Here is a 23593-nt window from a genome sequence, read left to right on the forward strand (position 1 = left end):
AATGACTTTTCCAATGGTGAAAAAATGCGTAACAGGCGTGGCTTTCTCGCTGCTGCTGGCAAGCGGTGCCCAGGCAACAGAGCTGATGAACAGTTCTTACGACGTCTCTCGCGAGCTATTTGAAGCGCTAAATGTGCCCTTTGAACAGCAGTGGGTGAAACAGCATCCCGGCGACGCGTTAACGATTAAACAATCTCATGCAGGTTCATCCAAACAGGCCCTGGCAATTCTACAGGGGCTAAAGGCGGATGTGGTGACTTATAATCAGGTGACCGATGTCCAGATCCTTCACGATCGCGGTAATTTGATCCCAGCCGACTGGCAAAAACGGTTGCCAAATAATAGCTCCCCTTTTTATTCCACCATGGCTTTCCTGGTGCGCAAAGGTAATCCCAAAAATATCCATGGCTGGAACGATCTTGCGCGTGATGGTGTGAAGCTGGTTTTCCCGAATCCTAAGACCTCAGGTAATGGCCGTTATACCTATCTGGCGGCGTGGGGCGCTGCCGATCTTGCTGATGGTAAAGATAAAGCTAAAACTGAGCAGTTCATGACGCAGTTCCTGAAAAACGTCGAGGTGTTTGATACCGGTGGGCGCGGCGCGACCACGACTTTTGTTGAACGCGGGCTTGGGGATGTGTTGATTAGCTTCGAATCGGAAGTGAACAACATTCGCAATCAGTATGGTCAGGATGACTACGAGGTCGTCGTGCCGGAAAACAATATCCTGGCCGAGTTTCCGGTTGCCTGGGTTGATAAAAATGTGGAGAAAAATCATACCAGGCAGGCAGCGCAAGACTACCTTAATTACCTCTATTCACCGCAGGCACAGCAGATCATTACGCAGTTCTATTATCGCGTAAACAATCCTGAACTGATGGCAAAACAGCAGGGACGCTTCCCACACACCGCGCTGTTTCGCGTTGAAGACGCGTTTGGGGGATGGGATGCGGTGATGAAAACCCATTTCGCCAGCGGTGGTGAATTGGATAAATTGTTAGCGGCGGGGCGCGGGTAATGTTCGCTGCCGGTAATAAACGCGTGCTGCCCGGCTTTGGTATCAGTCTTGGCAGCAGTTTATTCTTTACCTGCCTGGTTCTGTTGCTGCCGCTGAGTGCGCTATTGATGCAGCTTTCGCAGATGACGCTGGCACAGTATTGGGAAGTGGTTACCAACCCACAGGTAGTGGCGGCTTACAGGGTTACTTTGCTGGCCGCGGGTGTTGCCTCACTGTTTAACGCGATTTTTGGCATGCTGATGGCATGGATTCTAACGCGCTATCGTTTCCCTGGCCGTACCATCCTTGATGGCTTAATGGATTTGCCCTTTGCGTTACCCACGGCAGTGGCGGGGTTGACGCTGGCTGGTTTGTTTTCAGTAAATGGATTCTACGGACAATGGTTAGCGCAGTTTGATATTAAAGTCTCGTATACGTGGCTGGGGATCGCGGTAGCGATGGCCTTCACCAGTATTCCGTTTGTGGTGCGTACGGTTCAGCCCGTGCTGGAAGAGTTAGGACCGGAATATGAAGAAGCGGCTGAAACGCTGGGTGCCAGTCCGTGGCAAAGTTTTCGCCGCGTAGTTTTACCTGAAGTGGCTCCAGCGCTGTTGGCGGGTACGGCATTGTCATTCACCCGAAGCCTGGGCGAGTTCGGTGCGGTGATATTTATTGCGGGCAATATTGCCTGGAAAACGGAAGTGACCTCTCTGATGATTTTTGTGCGCCTGCAGGAGTTTGATTATCCGGCGGCCAGCGCGATTGCATCGGTCATTCTGGCTGCTTCGCTATTGCTGCTGTTTGGTATTAACACCTTGCAGAGTCGCTTTGGTCGTCGTCTGGGGGGGCATTAATGGCTGATATTTCTGAATTCAAAGGCGTAGCTCGCCCCCGAATTAACTGGGGGAAATGGCTACTGATCGCCCTTGGCATCGTGATCTCAGCCTTTCTGCTGGTGGGGCCGTTACTGGCTATTTTTATCGAGGCTTTTGCTCAGGGGATAGGTGGCGTACTCAGCAATTTGCGTGACCCGGATATGCTGCACTCAATTTGGCTGACGGTGCTTATCGCGTTAATTACCGTGCCGGTAAATCTGGTGTTTGGTACGTTGTTGGCCTGGCTGGTCACGCGCTTTACTTTCCCGGGGCGTCAGCTGCTGTTGACGCTGTTTGATGTGCCTTTTGCCGTATCACCAGTGGTTGCCGGCCTGATTTACCTGTTGTTCTATGGCACTAATGGCCCGGTTGGCGGCTGGCTGGATGCGCACAATATCCAACTGATGTTCTCCTGGCCAGGTATGGCAATGGTAACGATATTTGTTACCTGTCCGTTTGTGGTGCGTGAGCTGGTGCCGGTCATGCTAAGTCAGGGCAGCCATGAAGATGAAGCGGCAATATTGCTGGGAGCTTCCGGGTGGCAAATGTTCCGCCGCGTTACCCTGCCGAATATTCGCTGGGCGCTGCTTTACGGTATTGTGCTGACGAACGCGCGGGCTATTGGTGAATTTGGTGCGGTCTCGGTGGTCTCGGGATCGATACGCGGCGAAACCTATACGCTGCCTTTACAAGTTGAATTGCTGCATCAGGATTACAACACCGTGGGTGCCTTTACGGCTGCCGGGCTGCTGACCCTGATGGCGATAGTGACACTGTTTTTGAAAAGCGCCCTGCAATGGCGGCTAGAGCACCAGAACAGGCGTTTGCAACAGGAGGGAAATCATGAGCATTGAGATTAGCCATATCAATAAATCCTTTAGTCGTACAAAGGTGCTGAACGACATCTCGCTGGATATCCCTTCTGGCCAAATGGTGGCGTTACTGGGCCCCTCAGGCTCGGGTAAAACCACGCTGCTGCGGATTATTGCTGGACTGGAAAACCAAAGTAGCGGGTTGCTGAGCTTTCATGGCAAAGACGTAAGCCGTTTGCATGCGCGCGATCGCCAGGTGGGTTTCGTGTTCCAGCACTATGCGTTGTTCCGGCATATGACGGTTTTTGACAATATTGCCTTTGGTTTAACGGTACTGCCGCGTCGCGATCGCCCATCTGCTGATGCGATTAAAAAGAAGGTGACCCAATTACTGGAAATGGTGCAATTAGGGCACCTGGCAAACCGCTATCCTGCACAGCTTTCTGGTGGACAAAAGCAGCGTGTTGCCCTTGCGCGTGCGCTGGCCGTCGAGCCACAAATTCTGCTACTTGATGAACCCTTCGGCGCACTGGATGCACAGGTGCGTAAAGAGCTGCGCCGCTGGTTACGGCAGCTACATGAAGAGCTGAAGTTCACCAGTGTTTTTGTGACGCACGATCAGGAAGAAGCGATGGAAGTCGCCGATCGGGTGGTTGTGATGAGTCAGGGGAATATCGAGCAGGTGGGAACCCCGGACGACGTGTGGCGTGAGCCCGCAACACGTTTTGTACTGGAGTTTCTGGGCGAGGTTAATCGCTTTGATGGCGAAGTGCATGGTTCACAATTCCACGTTGGCGCACACCATTGGCCATTGGGATATACCCCTGCGCATCAGGGTAACGTCGAGCTGTTCCTGCGCCCGTGGGAAATTGATGTGGGCCGGCAAAGCAGCCTGGAAACACCGCTCCCGGTGCAGATCCTTGAAGTCAGCCCACGTGGTCACTACTGGCAATTGGTGGCACAACCGATTGGCTGGCACCATGAGCCGGTCACGCTGATTTTGGACGGCGATCTTGCGGTGCCTTATCGTGGAGAGCGCCTGTTTGTTGGCCTGCAACGGGCACGTTTGTACCATGGTGATACGCCGCTGCGCGCTGTTGCCTTTGCGAAAAGTGCCTGATATTTTCTTTTCTTAGCGTATTTCTGTGGGCGGGGTTAATCCCGCCTCTTTTATTGTCAGGCCTGTGACAGGAATAACACCGTGACCACTCTGGAAAACACCATCGGCAATACGCCGCTGATCAAATTACAGCGCCTTACGCCAGCTAATGGCAGTGAAATTTGGCTGAAGATGGAAGGAAATAATCCTGCGGGTTCGGTAAAAGATCGTGCGGCACTGTCGATGATCCAGCAGGCGGAGTTGCGTGGTGAGATCCGTCCCGGTGATGTCTTGATTGAAGCGACCAGCGGGAATACCGGTATTGCACTGGCAATGATTGCTGCAATGAAAGGCTATACGCTGAAATTATTGATGCCGGATAACATGAGTCTGGAACGGCGTGCGGCGATGGAAGCCTACGGAGCAGAGCTGATTTTGGTTAGCCGTGAATCAGGTATGGAAGGTGCGCGTGATTTAGCTCAGCAGATGGCGGCACGTGGCGAAGGTAAAGTGCTCGATCAGTTTAATAATCCGGACAACCCATTAGGGCATTATCTCACTACCGGCCCTGAGATCTGGCAGCAGAGCGCGGGGCGCCTGACGCATTTTGTTTCCAGTATGGGAACAACCGGTACCATTACCGGCGTGGGGCACTATTTAAAGGAACAGAGCAGTCGGGTACAAATTATTGGCCTGCAGCCGTCAGAAGGCAGTGCAATACCCGGTATTCGACGCTGGCCTGCGGCTTATTTGCCGGGTATTTATCGTCCCGAGCTGGTGGATTCCATACTGGATATCGATCAGAGTGATGCGGAAGAGGTCATGCGTCAACTGGCCCGCCGCGAGGGGATTTTTTGTGGGGTGAGCTCCGGGGGCGCTGTTGTTGGCGCACTGCGGGTGGCGGAGGCTAATCCTGGCAGCATTGTGGTGGCTATCGTTTGCGATCGTGGCGATCGCTATCTTTCCACCGGGGTTTATAGCCCGCGCTAAGCGCTTAACGGCCAGGCCCGTTCCACTTCAGTTATCACTGAGTTATTACGCCAGGGGCGGTTCCGTTCATCCTTCGGATGACCCGGCAGGGCCGGCCCTTTGTTGTTCGCCTGCACGAAAGCAGAATCAGCCACCACTCTGCTGGCGAGCGAATAAATGTACTTAACCTGTTGAAGTCAGGAGGCTGAGGCACCCACCCCGGCCCCTTGTCGTTCGCCTGCACGAAAGCAGAGTCAGGCGGTAATCCCGCCAGTGAGCGAAGTATTCGCTAAACCTGAAGCAGCAAGGCCGCAGCCTCACTCTCCTTACTCCCGTTCCAGTGCGTGAATGGGATCCATGCGTGCCGCCCGGCGCGCGGGAAAGAAGCCAAAGATTACACCAATCAGGCTGGAGCAGGCGAAGGCGGCAATAATCGAGAAGGGCGAATAGCTCATGCCAAGGCTGGTGCTACCGATATGCGCCACGATGGCTCCAGGTATCAGGGCCAGTAAGACACCCGCTATGCCGCCTGTTAAGCAAACCAGAACGGCCTCAATCAGAAACTGCTGCATAATATCACTGGCACGTGCCCCAACGGCCATACGAACACCGATCTCGCGAGTACGTTCCGTCACGGAAACCAGCATGATATTCATCACGCCAATGCCACCAACCAGTAGTGAAATTAACGCAATCGCCGCAACCAGTAACGTCATTGTATTGGTTGTTTTTTCAATCGTTTCACGGATGCTATCGGTGTTCAGAATAAAGAAATCTTTTACCCCGTGACGCTGTTGTAAAAGCTTAGTGACACCCTGTTCAGCAATCTTCAAATCAACGTCATCTTTAATACGTACCGTAATCCCGCTGAAGTAGGTTTTGCCAATCATCCGTTTCATCGCGGCGGTATACGGCACCCAAATGTTCAGACTGCTGTCGCTACCAAAGCTAGTTTGTCGGGTCGCAACGCCGATAATTTGTACCGGCATATTATTTAAAATAATGACCTGACCAATTGGATTCTGACCCTGCGGAAAGAGTTTTGCCTGCGTATTTTCATCGATTACCGCTTCTTGTGACAACGCGTCTATGCTGGCGCGATTAAAGGCCATCCCCTTTGCCATTTGATAACCACGAACGGCGAAGAATTGCTCACCGACACCGCTTACCGTTACGGTTAAAGCATGATCGCGATATTTGAGCGTGGCACTATTAGAAATTGAAGGCGTGACGCTGTGGACATAAGGTTGGCTGGCCAGGGCATCTGCATCTCCTGCCCGCAGAGTTTGTATCTTCGCGGACTGCATATCGCCAAAATCAGTGCCTGGAAAAACGTCTAGCGTACTCGTGCCCATCGCGCTGATTTCAGAGAGAATCTTCTGTTGGGATCCCTTGCCCAGAGCAACCACAGACACCACAGAAGCAATACCGATAATGATACCCAGCATGGTAAGAAAAGTGCGTAATCGTTGCGATATCATCGAAACCATTGCCATCTTGAAGGCTTCAGCCAGCCTGTCGCGTAGGGCTCGCCAGGGGTGTGAAAGGGCAGTATCAGACGTTGGCAGACGCGCATGCTGTGAGGCATGTTTACCACCTGAATCGGCAATGATTTCGCCATCATGGATCTCAATGATGCGTTCAGCATGCTGTGCGATACGCATATCATGGGTCACAATTACTACAGTATGACCTTGCTGATGAAGATTGCGCAAAATTTTAAGCACCTCTTCACCGCTATGACTATCGAGTGCGCCAGTCGGCTCATCGGCGAGAATCACTTCGCCACCATTCATTAGTGCGCGAGCAATACTTACGCGCTGCTGCTGTCCACCTGAAAGCTGGCCAGGACGATAATGGAGACGTTCGCCTAAACCTAAATCTGTCAGCAGGGAAGATGCGCGTTGACGGCGATCGTGCTGGCTTTTCCCGGCGTAGATCGCCGGTATCTCAACGTTACCTAACGCGCTGAGATCGCTTAGCAAATGATAACGTTGAAAAATAAAACCGAAATGCTCGCGCCGTAATTCAGCTAACGCATCGCCGGTAAGTTGGGTAGTCGATTTGCCCGATACCTGGTAATCGCCACTACTGGCCCTGTCCAGGCAACCAAGCAGGTTCATTAACGTCGATTTGCCCGAGCCGGATGCGCCGACGATGGCGACAAATTCGCCGGCTTCGATTGCGAGGTTGATATTTTTTAGCACGCGGACGCGCTGTTCACCGCTGATAAAATCACGGTTGATACCGTCAAGCTGGAGAAGCGCCATAAGTTACCTCTGCTCTGATGAGCCAGATTGTGGCGTTTCGGTTCCCGCCTGCTGACTGATTATCACTTGTTCGCCTGCTTTTAATCCGCGGGTGATTTGTGCCTCGATGTTATTATTAATCCCAACCTGAACCTCGCGGCGCGTCACATTCTTTTGTTTGTCGACCACCTGAACGCTGGTTTTGCCATTCAGCTTATCCAGAGCGGTGGAGGGGATAATAATCGCATTGGGTTGATCGCCTAACACGATGTGTACTTCGGCCGTCATTGATATACGCAGAGTCCGATCGGGATTTGCAACGTCAAATAAACCAAAGTAATAGATGGCTTCGGTTGTCGCATTGCTGCTACCGGCTGTTGGCAGGCCCGGAGTACTGTCGTTATTGATGGAGTCTGGCGCGGGTTCAATTGCCCGTAGCGTGGCGTGATAGGGCTTATCTGGCTGTCCCGGGATGGTAAACCAGACTTTCATGCCGGGCTTAACATTAATTACATCTGCTTCAGAAATCTGTGCTTTCACCGTCATAGTATCAAGGTTGGCCACTTTGATAATGGTGGGCGCGCTTTGCACTGCGTTCACCGTTTGGCCTTCTTCAACCGGTACGGAAACGACGATACCATCAATAGGGGAGGAAATTTTGGTATAGCCCAGATTGACTTGTGCGGTATCGACCTGAATTTGTGATTGTACAATTTGTGCATCAAGCGCCTGGATATCCGCGTCGGTACTGTTGAGATCGGCCAGTGCTGTATCATAGTCCGATCTGGCCGTCAGATTCTTTGACAGCATGGTCTGCTGGCGTTTGAATGCAGCCCGATATTTGGCGAGTAAAGCCTGTTTTGCCGCGCGTTGGGCCTGAACGTTTTTCAGCGCTGCCTGGGCATTACGCAGCTCATTTTGCTGCGTCATGCTGTCAATTTCTGCAATCAACTGCCCCTGTTTCACGCTGTCACCCAGTTCGACCAGCAGAGACTTGATCTGACCGGATGCCTGAGCACCGACGCTAACCTGCTTACTGGCGGTAACCGTGCCGTCAGCCAGCACTGTTTGCTGAAAATCACGCTGTTCTGCGGCGGCAGTAATGTAATTTGGTTTCTGCTGGCTTGAACGTAAGCTCAGCCATACAGCGATTGCAATGGTGACGCTGATAACCACCAGCAGTATGATCCAGCGTCGGCGCGAGGAACGGTGTAATTCCATATCAATAAAATCCTTAAGTAACGAGAAAGGCATAGTACCTTGATTACATAAAGACGGCATTAATTGGACGGCGTTATTTATCGTCATGCCACAGGCTGCACGTGTTTTTGCGCGATGACTACCTACCTCAGCAGAATGAGATAAGTTCTTTTGCTGCTGTGATATAACATCAATAATGATGTAGGGAATGTGTTGGTAGTGGAAAACAGGAATAGAATACGCGTTGTTGGATTCAGGCGCATCATCAAGGAGCTCTATTATGTATATGTTTTTACCTTTTTTGCTGGCGTTGGGCACGGCTTTAAGTGCGATATCAGGCAAAAAAAGATTGAGTTATATGCTGTGGGTCATATTGTTCATCGTTACATGCCTTTCTTTTAAATTCCATGCAACAAGCCCACTCAATCTATCTTTTTAAGGACTGAATTATGGATAATTCTGCGCATAAACCCCATGGGAATGAAGTGGTTTTATTATTAAATACGGTAGGGCTTTTAGGCATAAGTGTGGCCCTCACTATTGCTTTTTATTATCAGTTTGCAAAGTTTGAGCTGCCATGTCCGCTATGTTTACTGCAGCGCGTCGGCCTTATCATAGCCGGTTGTGGATTTTTATTTAATATTTGTCTGAATATTAAAATCAGGCATTATGGCATGGTGATCGCAGGGGGTGTCGTTACCGGCTTAATTGCGGCCAGGCAGGTTTTTTTGCATATTTTGCCAGGCGACACAGGATATGGTTCTACCTTTATTGGACTGCATTTTTATACATGGGCTCTCATTGCATCGATACTTATCATTATTGCTGTTGCCATCATATTGATAATCAGTGACTGGCATTTTAGCGCAATAACCTTACCGGTATTCACTATGTGGAATAAAGCGGTTAGCTTATTTTTTATCGTATTACTCGGCGCAAACCTTGCGGCTACCGTACTGGAATGTGGGAGTGGGCAATGTGCGGATAATCCGGTGAGATATCTGCTGCTGGAAATGCTGTGACGGCGTTATAACATCCTGATGTACATCGGCAACGTCGCTATATTTTCCTGGCAGAAATAAAAACGGCACCCAAGGGGTGCCGTTTCAAAATCGTCGGTATTGCTTATTTTTTGATGCGAATAACCGGCGTCTCACCAACGGTTACACTACCCGTTAGTTTAATCAGCTCCTTGATCTCATCCATATTGGAAATGACCACAGGTGTCAGCGTGGATTTTGCTTTTTCTTCCAGCAGCGCTAAATCGAATTCGATTACGACGTCGCCTTTCTTCACTTTCTGGCCTTCTTCAGCGATGCGTTTGAAGCCTTCGCCTTTCAGTTCAACCGTGTCGATACCGAAGTGAACAAACAGCTCAATGCCGTTGTCTGATTCGATAGAAAAAGCATGGTTAGTTTCGAAAATTTTACCGATAGTTCCATCGACCGGCGCAACCATCTTGTTGCCTGCTGGTTTGATGGCGATACCGTCACCAACAATCTTTTCAGCAAACACGACGTCTGGCACGTCTTCGATATTGACGATTTCACCTGACAGTGGCGCAACGATCTCAATCGTTCCCGAAGCGCTTGCTGATTTATCGCCAAAAAGTTTAGAAAACAAACCCATGATCTTCTCCTAAGCAGTAATATTGGGCCAGTGTCTCGCGGAATCAGCAGAGAGTTTTTTCTTCAATGAACTTGTTCACCAGGTTCATTAACTCTTCCGCTGTTGGTTGAGTCAGAGCCTGTTCTGCTAATGCCTTCGCATCTTCAAAAGTCGTATTACGTATAATTTTCTTGATGCGCGGAATAGAAATGGCACTCATGCTGAATTCATCCAGCCCCATTCCCAATAACAGTAGTGTAGCACGTTCGTCACCTGCCAGCTCACCACACATACCTGTCCATTTTCCTTCGGCATGTGAAGCATCAATAACCTGCTTAATCAGCGTGAGAACGGAAGGTGCCATTGGGTTATAGAGATGGGAAATCAGATCGTTACCGCGATCGACTGCCAGAGTATACTGTGTCAGATCGTTTGTCCCAATACTAAAGAAATCGACCTCTTTTGCCAAATGGTGTGCAATGACAGCTGAAGCTGGTGTTTCTACCATGATGCCAACTTCAATGCTTTCATCAAAGGCTTTGCCTTCGTCACGCAGCTGTGTTTTCAGCAGTTCCAGCTCAGCTTTCAGCAGGCGAACTTCTTCCACTGAGATGATCATCGGGAACATGATGCGTAGCTTACCGAAAGAGGAAGCCCGCAGAATAGCACGCAGCTGTGCATGCAAAATTTCTTTGCGATCCATTGCAATACGGATCGCCCGCCAGCCAAGGAAAGGGTTATCTTCTTTTGGCAGATTCATGTAGGGCAGGTCTTTATCACCGCCGATATCCATGGTACGCACGATAACGGCCTGGGAACCCATACCTTCCGCCACGGCTTTATACGCCTGAAACTGTTCTTCTTCCGTTGGCAGAGAATCGCGATCCATAAACAGAAATTCGGTACGGTACAGACCAACGCCTTCCGCGCCGTTGCGCTCTGCACCGGCAATATCACGTACGGTGCCGATATTGGCGCAAACCTCGACCTGATGCCCATCCAGCGTGATCGCAGGCAGATCTTTCAGCTTGGCTAAATCATTTTTCTCAGTGACATACTGCGTATGCACCGCTTTCAATTCGTCGATAACATCAGCCGTTGGATTAACATAAATTTTATTGTTAACGCCATCCAGAATCAGGTAGTCGCCGTTTTTTACCTGACGGGTAATATCTCCGGTGCCAACAATTGCAGGCAACTCAAGAGAGCGGGCCATGATTGAGGTGTGTGACGTACGGCCACCCAAGTCGGTGATAAAACCCAGCACTTTATTCAGATTAAGCTGTGCAGTTTCTGAAGGTGTCAGGTCTTTGGCAACCAGTAGCACTTCTTCCGTAATTGCGCTCAAATCAACAATATGCAGGCCCAGGATATTTTGCAGCAGGCGTTTTCCGATATCACGAACGTCTGCTGCTCGCTCTTTCAGATACTCGTCATCCAGTTCTTCAAGGGCCTTGGCCTGGCCTTCAATCACTGAGTGGGCAGCAGCGTCAGCTGAAGCGAGATCGTCTTTAATCAGGGCGATGATTTCCTGCTCGAGCTCTTCATCTTCCAGCAGCATAATATGGCCTTCGAAGATCGCTTCTTTCTCTTCGCCGAAGGTTTCACCTGCTTTAATTTTAATCGCTTCAAGCTGTTCGGCCGCTTTACTCCGACCATCCAGGAAACGCTGGATTTCGCTTTCAACCTGATCGGCAGAAATCTTTTTCCGGTTGATGACGATTTCATCTTCCTTCAGCAGAAGTGCTTTGCCGAAAGCGATACCCGGTGATGCTAAAATGCCTGAAATCATAACCCTACCTTTATAGTAAAGATGGCTCATTAATCTAAGAGTCTATCCCATTAGGCTTATACCCGTCATACATGACGTTGCTTCTGCGGTCGCTGTGTTTGCTTACCCGGAGCCTTCCGCAGCTTCATTCTGCCAGGATATATCGAATAATACCTACTGGGATAGCCTCTGTGCCCAACAAAGTGTACTTTACTGATGCAACAACGCGGACGTAATGTCCGCGATCAAAATGCCTGCACTCAGTTATCCTGATAAAACAGTTTTTTCGTAAGCGTATGGCTTACTCGAGCTCTGCCATCAGTTTAACCAGGTGCTCAACGGCCTGCTGCTCATCTTCACCTTCAGCGGACAGCGTGACAACAGTACCCTGAGTTAGACCCAGCGTCTGCAGTTTAAACAGGCTTTTCGCGCTGGCAGATTTACCGTTAGAGGTTACGGTGATTTCAGAGGCAAAACCTTTAGCTTCTTTAACGAATTGCGCTGCAGGGCGGGTATGAAGACCGTTAGGTGCGGTAATAGTCACTTCTTGCTGGAACATTATATTTCCCCAACTTAATTGGTTTGGTGTTGTGGATACAAAGTTTAGCCTGGAGGCTGAACTTTGGCCTGTATCGGTCGCGCTGGTATAAGTACGAGACTCGCCAAAAAATGCGCTATCTAAGGATATGAGATTCAGCGTCGCAAAAATCAAGTGAACGCTTTGCTTCTCTACCTCTCATTATGCCGCGCTTTGTGCCGTTGCGCCAAACCAGTAAATCGATTCAGCCTGATACAATTATACGGCTATTAATTTCGCGGATCGAAATAATTGGCAGCTTAAATACCAGACACTCGTGGGTAAAATCAATCTGCAGGGTGGTAAAAGTTTGACGTGTGCCACAAAAAAGCACCACTAAAGGTGCTTTTTTAATCAAATCAGGATAGTTGGCACTACTGTTGCAGTTCTTTTTCAGTAAAAAGATCGGCAAATAGTGCAGTACTCAGATAGCGTTCGCCGGAAGAGGGGAGGATTACCACGATATTTTTGTTGGCAAAAGCCTCTTCTTCCTGCAGCTTCAGGGCAGCCGCAACGGCCGCACCGGAGGAGATACCGGCCAGAATGCCTTCTTCTTCCATTAGTCGACGGGCTGTGGAGATAGATTCTTCATTGCTGATTGCCACCACGCGGTCAATCAGTTTTAAATCAAGGTTGCCCGGGATAAAGCCTGCTCCAATACCCTGGATTTTATGCGGACCCGGTTTGATTTCCTCACCCGCAAGAGCCTGAGCGATAACTGGCGAATCGATGGGTTCTACGGCTACGCTCACCAAATCCTTCTTCCCTTTGGTGTTTTTAATATAACGGCTTACACCGGTTAGCGTGCCGCCCGTACCCACTCCGGCGATAAACACATCCACTTCGCCATCGGTATCTTCCCAGATTTCCGGACCGGTAGTTTTTTCATGGATTTCCGGGTTGGCTGGATTACTAAACTGCTGCAGTAATACGAATTTATCCGGATTGGAGGCTACAATTTCTTCTGCTTTATTGATGGCGCCCTTCATACCTTTTGCGCCTTCAGTCAAAATCAGATTAGCACCGAGCGCTTTAAGCAATTTACGCCGCTCAACGCTCATGGTTTCCGGCATGGTGAGCGTAAGCTTATAGCCGCGGGCAGCGGCGACATAAGCCAGTGCGATGCCTGTGTTACCGCTGGTGGGTTCAACCAGTTCAATACCGGGTTTCAGGATACCGCGTTTTTCTGCGTCCCAAATCATATTGGCACCAATACGACATTTAACGCTGAAACTTGGATTGCGTGATTCAACTTTTACCAGAATTCGGCCATTACCGATGCGGTTCAGGCGAACAAGTGGTGTATGGCCGATTGTCAAAGAATTATCTTCGTAGATCTTACTCATAGCCCGTCCTTTAACTGTATGAAATATTGGCAACGTAAAGAGCATACCCTTTCAAAATCCTCAGGGAAGGAAAGAAATCGTATATGTATATGTTTGATTGAAATAAGCTCTGACGATAAAGATATAAGCAGAATTTACCTTTGTTTGCGGGCATGAATGACGTCGGATCGAGAGGGTACAGTGGCGGAGCGATGACGGTTCCACCACTGTGCAAGCGTCACTTCAATTATGCATTATTATTGCTTACCGGACTCACGGTTTTCTGTGGTGTGCGATAGCGGTCGACCCACATCGCTGTTGCGCCGCAAACCGCCACCGGCATGATGGCCAGGTTAAAAATAGGAATCATGGTAAACAGGCTCACCAGTGCACCGAACTGCAAATTGTCGGCTTTGTGCTGTCGTAGTGCATGGCGCATTTGCTGAAAACTTACTTTGTGGTTATCAAACGGATAATCGCAATACTGAATGGATAACATCCATGCGCTGAACAGAAACCACAGCACGGGGGCGACCGTTTGCCCAAAACCGGGAATAAAATAGAGTAGCAACAGGCCAATCGCGCGTGGAAGGTACCAGGCCAGTTTTTGCCATTCACGCTTCATGATGCGTGGAATATCTTTCAGTATGCCAACCCAGCCACTATCCGGTAAGGGGACACCGGTCAGCCTGGCTTCCAATTGTTCTGCCAGCAGACCGCAGAAGGGAGCGGCTATCCAGTTGGCAAGGGTGGAGAATAAATAGCTGAACACCAGGATAATGGAGATTATCGTCAGTGGCCATAGCAGATAGCTGAGCCACTGTAACCAGCCAGGAATGTGGGACATTAATGCGGGGATCCAGTTACCCAGTCGATTAAATAGCCAGATGAACGCGCCTCCCATCAACAGAATGTTTACCAGCAGCGGCAAAATAACAAAACGTCTGATGCCCGGCAGGCGGATCAGTTTCCATCCCTGGCTGAAATAGTGGATACCATTATATGAAGGAACTTTTTTATCAATCGCCATGTACAGCTTTTCTCCTTTAGGGGGCTTTCAACGCTATCATAACGCAGCTTTTTCCTCTGACTAACGTCCGGTTGGTTGAAAAAACAGCAAAAAACCGTGCTGGTGCTATCTAATTTGTCAGAAAATACTGCACAGACTTGCACTTGTGTACTTGGGCAAATACAGTTAGAGGATAAAGTTTGCCGCGGTGGCAAGGTATTGGAACAACAGAGAATACAATGATGCAGGATTTGCGTCTGATATTAATCGTTGTTGGCGCGATCGCCATAATAGCGCTTCTTCTTCACGGCCTGTGGACTAGCCGTAAAGAGCGTTCATCCGTTTTTCGCGATCGCCCGCACAAGCGTTTAAAGCAGGATAGAGAAGATAACCCAGCCGATGCAGATGAAGGCGTCGGCGAAGTGCGTGTGCGTCGTTCACCGGCGCAGCATAATGAGCCTTCATTAGGCGGTTTCGATGCTGCGGATGAGGATGACGAACCGTTAAGGCAGCCTGTGCCACGGAAGCCGTCTGAGCCGGCACGTCGCGTTGAGCCTGTCGAAGCTCCGTCAGATCCGGATCCTTTGCTGGATGGTGAGCCCGTGTATGTGGATGAGGTTAAACAGCCTGAACCCGCCGTGCCCGCGCGCCAGCCGCATACGCAGCAGGTTAAAACGGAACCACAATTCGATCCGCTGCTGGATGAAGATGATGAGCCAGAGGATGAACCTCAACCAGAGCCTGTTGTTACAGAGAAGCCGAAAGAGCGCAGTAAAGAGACTGTTTTAGTGCTGCATGTCTCGGCCCATGCTGGTGGCAGCATCAAAGGTGACGCGCTGCTTCAGGGAGTATTGCAGGCGGGCTTTCAGTTTGGTGAGATGAATATTTTCCATCGCCATTTGAATCCTGCGGGCAGCGGTCCGGTGCTCTTCAGTTTGGCAAATATGGTCAAGCCAGGATCGTTTAACCCTGATGACATGGCTGATTTCTCAACGCCTGGGGTCTCTATTTTCATGATGGTGCCTTCCTATGGCGATGCACATCAAAACTTTAAGCTGATGCTACAATCAGCACAGCGTATTGCTGATGATGTTGGTGGCGTGGTGCTGGATGATGAGCGTCGTATGATGACGCCGCAAAAGCTGGAAATGTATAAAGCGCGTATTCGCGATGTGATTGACGCCAATGCGTAAGGGATTTACCCGATAACGAATCTGGCTAACCGACTCTACTTTCCTGAAACCCCCGCTTGTCGGGGGTTTTTTATCTTTGATGGTGCCTTATGGATCCCGTACAAGACAAAATTACCCATTTGCGAACTGCGCTTCGCCGCCATGAATATCTGTATCATGTTATGGATGCGCCGGAAGTTCCGGATGCTGAGTATGATCGCTTGATGGGCGAGCTACGTGAGCTTGAAGAGAAACATCCCGATCTGATTACACAAGACTCACCGACGCAACGTGTTGGAGCGGCACCGCTTGCGGCATTTGAGCAAGTACGCCACGAAGTACCGATGCTCTCTCTGGATAATGTTTTTGATGAAGCCAGCTATCTGGCCTTTAATAAGCGTGTTCAGGATCGGCTAAAAAGCAGCGCGGAAATTACCTTCTGCTGTGAGCTGAAATTGGATGGTCTGGCGGTCAGCTTGCTCTATGAGGAGGGGCAGCTGGTTCGCGCCGCCACCCGTGGTGATGGTACCACGGGCGAGAATATTACCGCCAATGTGCGTACTATCCGGGCTATTCCGCTGCGTTTGCAGGGAGAAAATATCCCTGCGCGCGTTGAGGTGCGTGGTGAAGTCTTCATGCCCCAGGCCGGCTTTGAAAAGCTCAATGATGAGGCAAGGCGCACAGGGAATAAAGTGTTTGCTAATCCGAGGAATGCTGCTGCGGGTTCACTGCGACAGCTTGATCCCCGCATAACGGCAAAGCGTCCGTTAACCTTTTTCTGCTATGGCTTTGGCTTGCTGGAAGGGGGAGAAATGCCGCGTAGTCACATGGGACGTTTGCAACAATTCAAAGCGTGGGGATTACCCGTCAGCGATCGCATTCGCCTTTGCCATAATGCAGAAGAAGTACTGGCTTTCTATCATCAGGTTGAAGCCGACCGACCCCGGCTGGGCTTTGATATCGATGGAGTGGTCATTAAAGTTGATTCACAGGATTTGCAGGAACAGCTTGGATTTGTTGCGCGAGCTCCTCGTTGGGCGATTGCCTTTAAGTTCCCGGCACAGGAGCAGATGACAGTGGTGCGGGACGTGGAGTTTCAGGTCGGACGTACCGGCGCTATTACTCCGGTTGCGCGGCTGGAACCGGTGCAAGTCGCGGGGGTGCTGGTCAGTAATGCGACGCTGCATAACGCAGATGAAATCGCGCGATTAGGATTACATATTGGCGATCGCGTGGTTATCCGCCGGGCGGGGGATGTTATCCCGCAGGTGGTTGGCGTGGTGGAGTCTGACCGGCCGGATGATGCGCGCGAAATCGTTTTCCCTCATCACTGCCCGGTTTGCGGCTCCGATGTCGAACGTGTGGAAGGGGAAGCGGTCGCACGCTGTACCGGCGGTCTGATTTGCGGCGCGCAGCGTAAAGAGGCGTTAAAGCATTTTGTCTCACGTCGGGCCATGGATGTTGATGGTATGGGCGACAAAATTATCGATCAGCTAGTGGAAAAAGAGTACGTCAAAACGCCTGCTGACCTGTTTCGCCTCAGTGCGGGTGTGCTAACCGGTCTCGATCGCATGGGACCGAAATCCGCGCAGAATGTGGTTGATGCGCTAAATAAAGCGAAGCAAACCACGCTGGCGCGCTTTCTTTATGCGCTGGGGATACGTGAAGTTGGCGAGGCGACAGCGGCAAACCTGGCAGCCTACTTCGGTACGCTGGAAACGATCATGGCTGCCGATTTGGACGCGTTAATTGCTGTACCTGACGTCGGTAACGTGGTGGCGACGCATATACGTAACTTTATGGAAGAAGAGAGCAACCGTGAGGTGATCCGCCAGTTGATTAGCGAAAATGGTATCCACTGGCCAGTGGTCGAGGTTGTCAAGCCCGAAGAGATTGACAGCCCCTTTGCGGGTAAGATCGTTGTGCTGACCGGTTCGTTGACGGTAATGTCCCGCGATGATGCCAAAGCGCGATTGGTTGCCCTGGGCGCTAAAGTCAGTGGCAGTGTTTCGAAAAAAACCGATCTGGTGATTGCCGGCGAAGCTGCAGGTTCCAAACTGGCGAAGGCCCAGGAGTTAGGTATTGAGGTCATTGATGAAGCTGAAATGATCCGAATGCTGGGTAACTGAAATGGAAAAAGAGAACTTGATTGAGATCGCCAATACCGTCATGCCCTTTGGCAAATACCAGGGGCGTCGCCTGATTGACCTGCCCGAACCCTATTTATTGTGGTTCGCCCGGAAAGATGAATTTCCTGCCGGTCATTTGGGAGAGCTGATGGCGATCACGCTGGCGATCAAGATCGAAGGACTTGAAGGATTAGTTAAACCGTTAAAACGCAATCCGTGACGGCTCGCTTGCGCGAGCCGCATTAATTATTTCTGTGGCTGAACTGCGGTTTTATCTTTGTGTACAGTGCTGTTGAGTGCTGTCGCCGCCGCTTCGCCTTTTTTCTTGTAACGTTGGGCGATAACAGAACAAATCATCAACTGTACCTGGTGGAAGATCATTAATGGCAGGACAATAATCCCTACTGCGGAGGCAGGAAACAGAATATTTGCCATCGGTACGCCATTTGCCAGGCTCTTTTTCGAGCCACAAAACAGGATGGTAATTTCATCAGCCCGGTTAAAGCCAAATAAGCGCGCGGCTAGCACATTAATCAGTAACACCAGCAGTACCAGCGCGATGCTCACTACCACGATAAACAGCAGCGTACCCCCACCAACCCGGTGCCAGATACCGTTGACCACCGCTTCGCTAAATGCGGAGTAGACTACGAGCAGAATCGATGCCTGATCGGTTTTGCCAATTAATCCACGATGTTTCTCGACCCAGGTACCGATCCAGCGGCGAGAAAGATGCCCTAACACGAAAGGCAGCAGTAGCTGCAACATGATACTGCCGATTTGCTCAAGGTTGCTGCTGGCACCATTACTGTCCACATGCATTAGCAGGCTAACTAACAGCGGGGAGATAAAAACGCCTAGCAGACTGGATGCCGAGGCGCTGCATATGGCAGCAGCAACGTTACCGCCAGCCAGTGAAGTCAGCGCGATAGCGGATTGAACAGTTGCAGGCAGGATGCAGAGATACATAAAGCCGGTATAAATATCGGCACCGATATCAATCGGGTGCCACCAGACTAATAGCATGCCTATCGCGGGAAAAATCACGAAGGTGCTGCACATTACCCATAGATGCAAACGCCAGTGGCTGCTGCCTGCGATGATTTTTTCCCGTGAGAGTTTGGCACCGTGCATAAAAAACAATAATGCGATAGCGGCGGTCGTTAGCCAGTGAAAGAAAACCACAAAATCCCCGCGAGCCGGAATAAAACTGGCCAGCAGCACGGTGATAATCAGTTTCAACATCAGTGGATCAATGCGGAAAATACCCATTAGGTTAATGCCTGGTTAAATAAATCATTGAGATATTGTGCGCTGCTTGGGTTTAGAAATAAAATTGATTTATTGAATTTATATATGAGTAAAATCGATGAATTATACTATCCGTCAACTTCGCGTGTTTGTAGCAGTGGCCCAACAGGGAAGTTTTAGCCATGCTGGTCAGGTGATTGGGCTGAGCCAGTCAGCAGTCAGCCACAGCATTAAAGAACTGGAAGCGGAAATGGGGATCCGCTTGTTGGACCGCACCACCCGGGAAGTATTACTCACGGAAGCCGGACAGCAGTTGGCTACGAGGCTGGAACGGTTGCTGGAGGAATTAAATACCACGTTGTTAGATGTGCGAAGTTACGGCCAGCAGCGCAGCGGAACCGTACGGATAGCGGCCAGCCAGACCATTTCTGCGCATTTGATGCCACAATGCCTCGCGGCCAGCCAACAGCGTTATCCTGATATTAAGGTTGTGCTGCGTGACCGTCCTCAGCAGTGGGTGTTACAGAGCGTTCGAAATGCAGAAGTGGATTTTGGCATCGTTATCGGACCGCTGCAGTCTTCTGATTTTGAGTATCAGCCGATTTTGGATGAGCCATTTTTGCTATTGTGTCGTCAGGATGATGTGTTGGCTAAGGTCTCTGATATGCATTGGCAGATGCTGGAGGGACGTACGATGGTCCTGCAGGATTATGCGTCGGGCAGTCGGGTGCTGATTGACGACGCGCTGCGTACTCAAAAGGTTGGGGTGGATATTGTGCAGGAAATTGGTCATCCAGCCACGCTCTTTCCGATGGTGGAAGCGGGTATTGGCATCAGCATTTTACCTGCGTTGGCATTGCCTTTACCTGAAGGGCGACCTTTGATGGTGAGGCGTATCCTGCCGGAAATTAATCGTACTTTGATGCTAATCAGACGGAAAAATCGTTCTCTTTCGCCAGCCGCTGAGGCTATCTGGCAGGAAGTGCAACAGCAAGGGATGTTGCTGACTCAGCAAAGGGAGAGTCAGCCGGAGTTTTAGGGCCGGGGCGACTGCGTGCCCCTTGTTGTTCACCTGCGAAAGTAGAATAAGCCGCCATTCTGCTGGCGAGCGAATATACCCGTCATACTTCAGGCTGCCTCTGCGTTGGCTTGCCTCGCTTATCCCGGTCACTTACTTCAGTAAGCTCCCGAGAATCTGCTGCGTCGCCGTCTTGATGCAACCCGAATTATTTAGGGTATAAATGCACTTAACCTGAGGCAGCCAGGCCGCTGCATCCACCACAGCTACGACACCTGACGCAAGAAACGAAAAAAGCACCCAGTGGGTGCTTTTTCTGAATTTAGTGGGTCGTGCAGGATGACCTTCGCCTCATTCTGAGGCTCGCCCTTCGGGTGATGCTAAAGCATCAGGCAAAATCGCTGCGCAATTTTGTCGACCTGCTGCAGGTTCGAACCCTGCACGGTTTACTTTTGTGTCTGAAACGAAAAAAGCACCCAGTGGGTGCTTTTTCTGAATTTGGTGGGTCGTGCAGGATTCGAACCTGCGACCAATTGATTAAAAGTCAACTGCTCTACCAACTGAGCTAACGACCCGGAATGGTGGGTGATGACGGGCTCGAACCGCCGACCCCCTCCGTGTAAAGGAGATGCTCTACCAACTGAGCTAATCACCCATCCCGGTACAACAAAACACGCTAAGAAATGGTGGGCGATGACGGGCTCGAACCGCCGACCCCCTCCGTGTAAAGGAGATGCTCTACCAACTGAGCTAATCGCCCATTTCTCAAACTGCATGTTTACACTGCGAAGCCATCATAAATATGGTGGGTGATGACGGGCTCGAACCGCCGACCCCCTCCGTGTAAAGGAGATGCTCTACCAACTGAGCTAATCACCCCCGCTGTGTGGAGTCGCATTATAGGGATCCTTCGAAGTGAGTCAACGCTTTTTAAAACGAAAATGATCGTTCGTCTTAAATTTAGTCAGGATGTTGTCGTTTTAGGCAAAACCTCTGTTTTATTACGCGATATTCAGGTAAATCCTGCTGACGTCCAGGGTAATGGCGTTGAGGAATCGGCATCAGATGATAGAATAAGCGCACTTTTCGTGTCTGCTGGCATTTGCCAGAGCATCTGCGTAATAAGGCCTTGTTTAATGAAAATCAAAACCCGCTTCGCTCCAAGTCCAACCGGCTACCTGCATGTTGGCGGTGCTCGCACCGCGCTCTATTCATGGCTATTTGCCCGCAATCATGGTGGTGAATTTGTCCTGCGTATTGAAGATACCGATTTGGAGCGTTCCACTCAGCAAGCGATTGACGCCATTATGGATGGTATGAACTGGCTGAGCCTGGACTGGGATGAAGGCCCCTATTATCAGACCAAACGTTTTGATCGCTATAACGCCGTTATCGACGAGATGTTAGAGGCAGGAAGCGCATATAAGTGCTACTGCTCTAAGGAGCGTCTGGAAAAACTCCGTGAAACCCAGATGGAAAACGGTGAAAAGCCGCGCTATGACGGCCACTGCCGCGATAGTCATGCACACCATGCTGCTGATGAACCATTTGTGGTGCGTTTTCGGAACCCGCAGGAAGGCTCTGTCATTTTTGACGACCAGATCCGTGGGCCGATCGAATTCAGCAATCAGGAGCTGGATGATTTGATCATTCGCCGTACCGATGGTTCACCAACCTATAACTTCTGTGTGGTAATTGACGACTGGGATATGCAAATTACCCATGTCATCCGCGGTGAGGATCACATTAACAATACGCCGCGCCAAATTAATATCCTTAAAGCGATTGGCGCTGACGTGCCGGTATATGCGCACGTTTCCATGATTTTAGGGGACGATGGGAAGAAACTGTCTAAACGGCATGGCGCGGTTGGCGTTATGCAGTATCGTGATGATGGTTATTTGCCGGAGGCGTTACTCAACTATTTGGTGCGTCTGGGCTGGTCGCATGGCGATCAGGAAGTCTTCAGTATTGACGAGATGAAAAAGCTGTTCGATCTGGATGCGGTCAGCAAATCAGCTAGCGCATTCAATACTGAGAAGCTGCAATGGCTTAATCACCATTACATTAATTCACTGGCGCCTGAATATGTTGCAACGCATCTGCAGTGGCATATTGAGCAGGAAAAAATTGATACGCGTACCGGGCCAGAGCTGGCGCAGCTGGTAAAATTGCTGGGTGAACGTTGTAAAACTCTGAAAGAAATGGCTGCGTCATGTCGCTATTTTTACGAAGATTTTGACGAATTTGATGCCGATGCAGCGAAGAAACACCTGCGTCCGGTTGCGCGTCAGCCACTGGAAGTGGTGCGTGATAAATTAGCTGCAATTGGTGACTGGACCGCAGAAAACGTCCACACGGCAATTCAGTCTGCGGCTGATGAATTGGAGGTGGGGATGGGGAAAGTAGGAATGCCCCTGCGTGTTGCGGTAACGGGAGCGGGTCAGTCCCCGGGGCTGGATGTCACCGTTCAGGCGATTGGACAAGCACGTTCCGTTGCTCGAATTGAGAAGGCGCTGAGCTTTATTGCTGAGCGCGAAGCGCAAGTTTAAGCTGATACCTAAACAAACCGGAAACGATACGCTTCCGGTTTATTCTCTTTACTCGTTGCCGATATCCAGCCGGGTAAGTAATCCCTGAATCCCTTCGCGCACTAATAACGTGACAAGTTTATCCTGTTCTTGCGGCGTCATCTGCTGAATAGCGTTGAGCAATAAGTTGGGGAGGGGATTACTGTTAACCAAATAAGAGGCAGAGGGTTCCGCAGCCTGACAAGTCGATTTCAGAAAATCTTTAACGCGCTCATCAATATGCACCATGCGTGCTTTCCCGCCTTGTACACCTGGCTTTGGCACCGTGGTCCAGTTCTCACGTTTAATCCATTTATTGATTGTCTGGCGAGTATAGCCAGTAGCCTGTGCCATCTCTTCCGGGGTTAGCCATTCCTTTTTCACGTTTCAATCCCTGTAACGAATGTATTAGTAGAACATCTTACAATAATTCGCTACAGGAATAACTAATCTGAGGCCGATCGATAATCGTAACGTAACTATTTTTTTGTATCCGCAATGTAACGACGTCGTTTTTTTATCAATCCCATCATCATTGCCGTCTTTTTCAGCGATTGACCACAGAAAACTAATTTGCCGTTGACACCCTTATGTTGGTTTCATATTATGCCGTCCGTCGAGTAGACAAGGTTTTTCAGTTTGGGGCTATAGCTCAGCTGGGAGAGCGCTTGCATGGCATGCAAGAGGTCAGCGGTTCGATCCCGCTTAGCTCCACCAAATCTTCACCAGGAGATTTGGTACTGAAAAATGCAGTTCTGTAGTGGGGGTATAGCTCAGCTGGGAGAGCGCTTGCATGGCATGCAAGAGGTCAGCGGTTCGATCCCGCTTATCTCCACCAATCATCTTTAGCATCAATTGATGTCCTTCATTAATCCGATTTCCCCGAATACCCTGTTAGCTTATCGCCTTACATTATAGATTCAATTGCAGTGAAATATTTTTCCCGTCAACTGTATACCGCA

General features: G+C 50.2%; 21 protein-coding genes and 6 tRNA genes. 14 read left to right on the forward strand and 13 right to left on the reverse strand.

All coding sequences use genetic code 11. The features are described from left to right. Position 1: 1 nt before the first annotated feature. The 5 genes from J1C60_RS05550 to cysM all read left to right on the forward strand — a co-directional run bounded on the left by J1C60_RS05550 (position 2) and on the right by cysM (position 4773). Entirely contained in the window at positions 2-1018 is a 1017-nt protein-coding gene (locus J1C60_RS05550) for a sulfate ABC transporter substrate-binding protein (RefSeq protein ID WP_128179210.1), read from the forward strand. Beyond that, complete coding sequence (cysT, locus tag J1C60_RS05555; protein ID WP_128179211.1) at positions 1018-1851, forward strand: sulfate/thiosulfate ABC transporter permease CysT; 834 nt, start codon at positions 1018-1020, stop codon at positions 1849-1851. Before J1C60_RS05550 ends, cysT begins: the two co-directional genes overlap by 1 nt. Further along, a complete protein-coding gene (gene cysW / locus J1C60_RS05560) occupies positions 1851-2726 on the forward strand; it encodes a sulfate/thiosulfate ABC transporter permease CysW (RefSeq protein WP_128179212.1) in 876 nt (291 codons plus the stop codon). Before cysT ends, cysW begins: the two co-directional genes overlap by 1 nt. Further along, positions 2716-3804: a sulfate/thiosulfate ABC transporter ATP-binding protein CysA gene (gene cysA, locus J1C60_RS05565; protein ID WP_128179213.1), complete on the forward strand. Its 1089-nt coding sequence runs from the start codon at positions 2716-2718 to the stop codon at positions 3802-3804. The genes cysW and cysA overlap by 11 nt, the downstream gene beginning before the upstream one ends. A gap of 81 nt (positions 3805-3885) precedes the next feature. Then, entirely contained in the window at positions 3886-4773 is an 888-nt protein-coding gene (cysM, locus tag J1C60_RS05570) for a cysteine synthase CysM (protein WP_128179214.1), read from the forward strand. 305 nt (positions 4774-5078) lie between these two features. On the opposite strand, the gene J1C60_RS05575 is transcribed toward cysM, so the two are convergent. Together J1C60_RS05575 and J1C60_RS05580 are read right to left on the reverse strand one after the other, a co-directional pair. Continuing rightward, on the reverse strand, positions 5079-7022 hold the full coding sequence (locus tag J1C60_RS05575) for a MacB family efflux pump subunit (protein WP_128179215.1): 1944 nt from the start codon (positions 7020-7022) through the stop codon (positions 5079-5081). A 3-nt stretch (positions 7023-7025) separates the two neighbouring features. Further along, positions 7026-8222: an efflux RND transporter periplasmic adaptor subunit gene (locus tag J1C60_RS05580; RefSeq protein WP_128179216.1), complete on the reverse strand. Its 1197-nt coding sequence runs from the start codon at positions 8220-8222 to the stop codon at positions 7026-7028. A 265-nt stretch (positions 8223-8487) separates the two neighbouring features. On the opposite strand from J1C60_RS05580, the gene J1C60_RS05585 reads away from it, so the two are divergent. Next, entirely contained in the window at positions 8488-8640 is a 153-nt protein-coding gene (locus tag J1C60_RS05585) for a DUF5993 family protein (protein ID WP_229655819.1), read from the forward strand. A gap of 10 nt (positions 8641-8650) precedes the next feature. Beyond that, complete coding sequence (locus J1C60_RS05590; RefSeq protein ID WP_128179217.1) at positions 8651-9223, forward strand: disulfide bond formation protein B; 573 nt, start codon at positions 8651-8653, stop codon at positions 9221-9223. Positions 9224-9326: 103 nt separating this feature from the next. On the opposite strand, the gene crr is transcribed toward J1C60_RS05590, so the two are convergent. From crr to cysZ, 5 genes are all read right to left on the reverse strand, one after another. Continuing rightward, positions 9327-9830 (reverse strand): PTS glucose transporter subunit IIA, encoded by a 504-nt coding sequence (crr, locus tag J1C60_RS05595; protein WP_128179218.1) that lies wholly within the window; start codon positions 9828-9830, stop codon positions 9327-9329. A gap of 43 nt (positions 9831-9873) precedes the next feature. Continuing rightward, on the reverse strand, positions 9874-11601 hold the full coding sequence (gene ptsI / locus J1C60_RS05600) for a phosphoenolpyruvate-protein phosphotransferase PtsI (RefSeq protein WP_128179219.1): 1728 nt from the start codon (positions 11599-11601) through the stop codon (positions 9874-9876). Between the two features lie 280 nt (positions 11602-11881). Then, positions 11882-12139, reverse strand: coding sequence for a phosphocarrier protein Hpr (gene ptsH, locus J1C60_RS05605; protein ID WP_128179220.1), 258 nt, complete (start codon positions 12137-12139; stop codon positions 11882-11884). Positions 12140-12531: 392 nt separating this feature from the next. Further along, entirely contained in the window at positions 12532-13503 is a 972-nt protein-coding gene (gene cysK / locus J1C60_RS05610) for a cysteine synthase A (RefSeq protein WP_128179221.1), read from the reverse strand. Positions 13504-13729: 226 nt separating this feature from the next. Beyond that, positions 13730-14512, reverse strand: coding sequence for a sulfate transporter CysZ (gene cysZ, locus J1C60_RS05615; RefSeq protein WP_128179222.1), 783 nt, complete (start codon positions 14510-14512; stop codon positions 13730-13732). Between the two features lie 218 nt (positions 14513-14730). On the opposite strand from cysZ, the gene zipA reads away from it, so the two are divergent. From zipA to J1C60_RS05630, 3 genes are all read left to right on the forward strand, one after another. After that, entirely contained in the window at positions 14731-15684 is a 954-nt protein-coding gene (zipA, locus tag J1C60_RS05620) for a cell division protein ZipA (protein ID WP_128179223.1), read from the forward strand. Between the two features lie 89 nt (positions 15685-15773). After that, positions 15774-17792, forward strand: a complete 2019-nt coding sequence (gene ligA, locus J1C60_RS05625) for an NAD-dependent DNA ligase LigA (RefSeq protein ID WP_128179224.1) — start codon at positions 15774-15776, stop codon at positions 17790-17792. A gap of 1 nt (position 17793) precedes the next feature. Beyond that, a complete protein-coding gene (locus J1C60_RS05630; RefSeq protein ID WP_128179225.1) occupies positions 17794-18012 on the forward strand; it encodes a DUF3820 family protein in 219 nt (72 codons plus the stop codon). A gap of 26 nt (positions 18013-18038) precedes the next feature. Here the strand turns inward: J1C60_RS05630 and J1C60_RS05635 are convergent, their stop codons facing one another. Then, positions 18039-19064: a bile acid:sodium symporter family protein gene (locus tag J1C60_RS05635; RefSeq protein WP_128179226.1), complete on the reverse strand. Its 1026-nt coding sequence runs from the start codon at positions 19062-19064 to the stop codon at positions 18039-18041. Between the two features lie 97 nt (positions 19065-19161). Between J1C60_RS05635 and J1C60_RS05640 the strand changes: the two genes are divergently transcribed. Next, a complete protein-coding gene (locus tag J1C60_RS05640; protein WP_128179227.1) occupies positions 19162-20082 on the forward strand; it encodes a LysR family transcriptional regulator in 921 nt (306 codons plus the stop codon). A 478-nt stretch (positions 20083-20560) separates the two neighbouring features. On the opposite strand, the gene J1C60_RS05645 is transcribed toward J1C60_RS05640, so the two are convergent. From J1C60_RS05645 to J1C60_RS05660, 4 genes are all read right to left on the reverse strand, one after another. Continuing rightward, positions 20561-20636, reverse strand: a tRNA-Lys gene (locus J1C60_RS05645). Positions 20637-20640: 4 nt separating this feature from the next. Beyond that, positions 20641-20716, reverse strand: a tRNA-Val gene (locus J1C60_RS05650). A gap of 29 nt (positions 20717-20745) precedes the next feature. Continuing rightward, a tRNA-Val gene (locus J1C60_RS05655) sits at positions 20746-20821 on the reverse strand. Positions 20822-20864: 43 nt separating this feature from the next. Beyond that, positions 20865-20940 (reverse strand) — tRNA-Val (locus J1C60_RS05660). A gap of 257 nt (positions 20941-21197) precedes the next feature. On the opposite strand from J1C60_RS05660, the gene gltX reads away from it, so the two are divergent. Beyond that, on the forward strand, positions 21198-22613 hold the full coding sequence (gene gltX, locus J1C60_RS05665) for a glutamate--tRNA ligase (protein ID WP_164877294.1): 1416 nt from the start codon (positions 21198-21200) through the stop codon (positions 22611-22613). 48 nt (positions 22614-22661) lie between these two features. Here gltX and J1C60_RS05670 read toward each other — a convergent pair whose 3' ends face one another. Next, complete coding sequence (locus J1C60_RS05670; RefSeq protein ID WP_128178674.1) at positions 22662-23015, reverse strand: YfeC-like transcriptional regulator; 354 nt, start codon at positions 23013-23015, stop codon at positions 22662-22664. A gap of 257 nt (positions 23016-23272) precedes the next feature. Between J1C60_RS05670 and J1C60_RS05675 the strand changes: the two genes are divergently transcribed. Together J1C60_RS05675 and J1C60_RS05680 are read left to right on the forward strand one after the other, a co-directional pair. Further along, positions 23273-23348: transfer RNA gene (locus J1C60_RS05675), tRNA-Ala, on the forward strand. Positions 23349-23393: 45 nt separating this feature from the next. Further along, positions 23394-23469, forward strand: a tRNA-Ala gene (locus J1C60_RS05680). Positions 23470-23593 lie beyond the last annotated feature (124 nt).

The organism is [Pantoea] beijingensis, assembly GCF_022647505.1.
GTDB classification, from domain to species: Bacteria; Pseudomonadota; Gammaproteobacteria; order Enterobacterales; family Enterobacteriaceae; genus Erwinia; species Erwinia beijingensis.

Bases quoted from the DNA above. Each gene is read 5' to 3' on its own strand.
- zipA (WP_128179223.1), top strand. From the start codon at position 14,731: ATGATGCAGGATTTGCGTCTGATATTAATCGTTGTTGGCGCGATCGCC.
- gltX (WP_164877294.1), top strand. From the start codon at position 21,198: ATGAAAATCAAAACCCGCTTCGCTCCAAGTCCAACCGGCTACCTGCAT.
- cysT (WP_128179211.1), top strand. From the start codon at position 1,018: ATGTTCGCTGCCGGTAATAAACGCGTGCTGCCCGGCTTTGGTATCAGT.
- J1C60_RS05640 (WP_128179227.1), top strand. From the start codon at position 19,162: ATGAATTATACTATCCGTCAACTTCGCGTGTTTGTAGCAGTGGCCCAA.
- ptsH (WP_128179220.1), bottom strand. From the start codon at position 12,139: ATGTTCCAGCAAGAAGTGACTATTACCGCACCTAACGGTCTTCATACC.
- cysW (WP_128179212.1), top strand. From the start codon at position 1,851: ATGGCTGATATTTCTGAATTCAAAGGCGTAGCTCGCCCCCGAATTAAC.
- crr (WP_128179218.1), bottom strand. From the start codon at position 9,830: ATGGGTTTGTTTTCTAAACTTTTTGGCGATAAATCAGCAAGCGCTTCG.
- J1C60_RS05575 (WP_128179215.1), bottom strand. From the start codon at position 7,022: ATGGCGCTTCTCCAGCTTGACGGTATCAACCGTGATTTTATCAGCGGT.
- J1C60_RS05585 (WP_229655819.1), top strand. From the start codon at position 8,488: ATGTTTTTACCTTTTTTGCTGGCGTTGGGCACGGCTTTAAGTGCGATA.
- J1C60_RS05635 (WP_128179226.1), bottom strand. From the start codon at position 19,064: ATGGGTATTTTCCGCATTGATCCACTGATGTTGAAACTGATTATCACC.
- J1C60_RS05580 (WP_128179216.1), bottom strand. From the start codon at position 8,222: ATGGAATTACACCGTTCCTCGCGCCGACGCTGGATCATACTGCTGGTG.
- cysA (WP_128179213.1), top strand. From the start codon at position 2,716: ATGAGCATTGAGATTAGCCATATCAATAAATCCTTTAGTCGTACAAAG.
- cysZ (WP_128179222.1), bottom strand. From the start codon at position 14,512: ATGGCGATTGATAAAAAAGTTCCTTCATATAATGGTATCCACTATTTC.
- J1C60_RS05550 (WP_128179210.1), top strand. From the start codon at position 2: ATGACTTTTCCAATGGTGAAAAAATGCGTAACAGGCGTGGCTTTCTCG.
- J1C60_RS05630 (WP_128179225.1), top strand. From the start codon at position 17,794: ATGGAAAAAGAGAACTTGATTGAGATCGCCAATACCGTCATGCCCTTT.
- ptsI (WP_128179219.1), bottom strand. From the start codon at position 11,601: ATGATTTCAGGCATTTTAGCATCACCGGGTATCGCTTTCGGCAAAGCA.
- J1C60_RS05590 (WP_128179217.1), top strand. From the start codon at position 8,651: ATGGATAATTCTGCGCATAAACCCCATGGGAATGAAGTGGTTTTATTA.
- ligA (WP_128179224.1), top strand. From the start codon at position 15,774: ATGGATCCCGTACAAGACAAAATTACCCATTTGCGAACTGCGCTTCGC.
- cysK (WP_128179221.1), bottom strand. From the start codon at position 13,503: ATGAGTAAGATCTACGAAGATAATTCTTTGACAATCGGCCATACACCA.